This window comes from Neoroseomonas rubea (assembly GCF_016106015.1).
Classification (GTDB): Bacteria; Pseudomonadota; Alphaproteobacteria; order Acetobacterales; family Acetobacteraceae; genus Neoroseomonas; species Neoroseomonas rubea.
This window is the reverse complement of the sequence record NZ_JACADQ010000490.1, coordinates 1-2173: the sequence shown is the minus strand read 5'-3', so window position 1 is coordinate 2173 and position 2173 is coordinate 1. Positions and strand designations below refer to the sequence as shown.

At 72.5% G+C, this 2173-nt stretch carries 2 protein-coding genes; both read right to left on the bottom strand.

What is annotated here, in order from left to right:
* Positions 1-197: 197 nt before the first annotated feature.
* Positions 198-1535 (bottom strand): type VI secretion system baseplate subunit TssK, encoded by a 1338-nt coding sequence (tssK, locus tag HW577_RS24035; RefSeq protein ID WP_198378625.1) that lies wholly within the window; start codon positions 1533-1535, stop codon positions 198-200.
* A 27-nt stretch (positions 1536-1562) separates the two neighbouring features.
* Positions 1563-2173, bottom strand: a 611-nt coding sequence (tagH, locus tag HW577_RS24030) for a type VI secretion system-associated FHA domain protein TagH (protein ID WP_198378624.1), incomplete at its 5' end; no start/stop codon positions are given.

Here is a 2173-nt window from a genome sequence, read left to right as displayed (position 1 = left end):
GCAGGCCGCCAATGCCGCCGACCGGCGCGCCCGGCGGGGCGAAGGGCTGCGCCTGCGGGAAGGCCGGCTGCGGGCGTGGCGGCGGCGCCGCACCGCCCGGGCCACGGACGACCGTGCGGTCGTTGTCGTTCGGCTCGGCGAAGGGATTGTCGCTCATCGCGCGCGGTCCTTCGGGTCAGGTCCGGGTGTCGCGGGGCTCAGCCCCGGATCGCCCAGAGTTCCATCTTGAGGTTCGGGAAGTCGCCGGAGACGTGGATGGCGAAGGCGCCCGAATTCTGCATCTGCGCCCAGTGCGGGCTGCCGCGGTCCAGTTCGAAATAGACCGCCGCGGCATGGAAGGGGATCTGCCGGGGGGCGACGGGCAGCGGCCGCACCTGGATGCCGGGCAGCGCCACGTTCACCAGCTCGCGGATATGCTCGACCGCGCCGATCTTCACCTGGTTGGGGAAGATGCGGCGCAGCTGCTCGCTCGGCAGGTCGGCCTGCACGGTCAGCACGAACTGGCTCGCGCGCAGCAGGTTCCGATCGACGATCGGGCCGACGCGCACGCCGAACTGGCGTTCCTGCAGCGGGATCGACACCGCGTTGGTCTCGAGCACCATCGACAGCGACCGCCGCAGGTCCGAGACCACCGGCGCGAAGGACCGTTGCAGATCGTCGTGACGGTAGGCCGGATAGGTCGCGGCCATGCGCTTGGGATCGGTGAAGGTGGCGAGTTCGCCCGCCAGCTGCACCAGCGCCGCATAGAGCGATTCCGGATGCACGTTGCCCGCATCGGCCCAGTGCGCGAGCAGCGGCTGCCAGCGATTGACCGCCTGCAGCAGCAGGAAGTCGGCCACTTCCGCGACACCCCGCGCGCCGGGCTGGGACAGCCGCGCGCCGAGCGCTTCCGCCCGCTGGCCGAGCATGCCGACCAGCTCGCCCACCAGGTTGCCGAGCGGCGGCGTCGCCGAGACGCGCAGGCAGGGCGGGATGAAGCGTTCATCCACCATCACCCGCCGGTCGGCCTGCACTTCCACCACGCGGGCGAGGCCGATGGTGGTGAAGCCAGCGCGTTCCTCGGTCTCGAGCATGAAGCGCAGCCTCGGGCGGCCGACCTGGAGCTCGGCCGGGACGGTCGCGTCCGAATGCGTGTCGAAGGCCTCGAAGCCCCGCATCGCGTAGCGCGCGGTCGCCATGTCGGGGCCTTCGGAGAAGGCGATCTCGGGGCTGCCCGGCTGGCGCACCGGCAGGGCGAGATAGACGACGCAGTTGCGCGTGCCTTCCGGCAGGTCGAGCGGCGTCGGCTGGTCGGCATGGCCGGGCACGGAGAAGGCCGTGCCGTCCTCCATCACGCCGCTGGCGGATGCGATGGCGAACTTGCCCGCCGCCAGCAGGTCACGGTCGAGCGAGAGCTCGGTGATGCCCCAGGGATGCGGGCGCAGCGGCGCGGCGCGCGCCTGCAGCATCCATTCCGCGTGCCGGTCCTGCTGCTGGAAGTGCTGGGCACGGAGGAACATGCCCTCCTGCCAGACGACCTTGTCGTGCCACAGCATCCGCGCCCCGCCCTTTCCTGCCCTGGCCTAGTGGTCCCGCCGCGACGCCTGTTCGTAGGCGCGCGCGAATTCCTTGCCGAAGGCGCTGTCGAAATCGTCGTCGAACTGCTCGGTCACCTGCTGGTGCAGGCGCTTGTAGGCATCCCACAGGCGCTTGTCCTTGCTGGCGAAAAGCCCGCCGCCGCCGGTGTCCTGCGCCTCCAGCCCCTCCGGCGCGAGGCGCGCGAGCAGGGCGCGCGCGGCGGCCTGCGTCGCGGCGAGGGTCGCGACCTGGTGCGCCGTGAGGTCCTCGACCGTCTCGCGCACCGCGCGCGGGCCGGTCTGGGCGCCGGCGGTCAGCAGCGCGGTCAGCGCCTGCTCGTCGGAGGCGGCGAACTTCACCGGGTTGTTGCCGGCCGAGCGCAGCATGGTCTGCTCGATGCGGAATTCGCGCTTCACGTCCGCGCGCGCGATCAGCAACTGCCGCAGCCCCGAGACCGCCGCATGCAACGCGGCGCCAAGTGCGCGCAGCGCCGATTCCGGGTCGGTGTTCGCCGCGAGATGCGCGGGCAGGCCCGCGCCGGCGAGGAAGGCGGCCAGCCCCGCATCCGCGCCGCCCGCACCACGTGGCGCGGCGGACGGGGCCTCGGCGGCCGCTG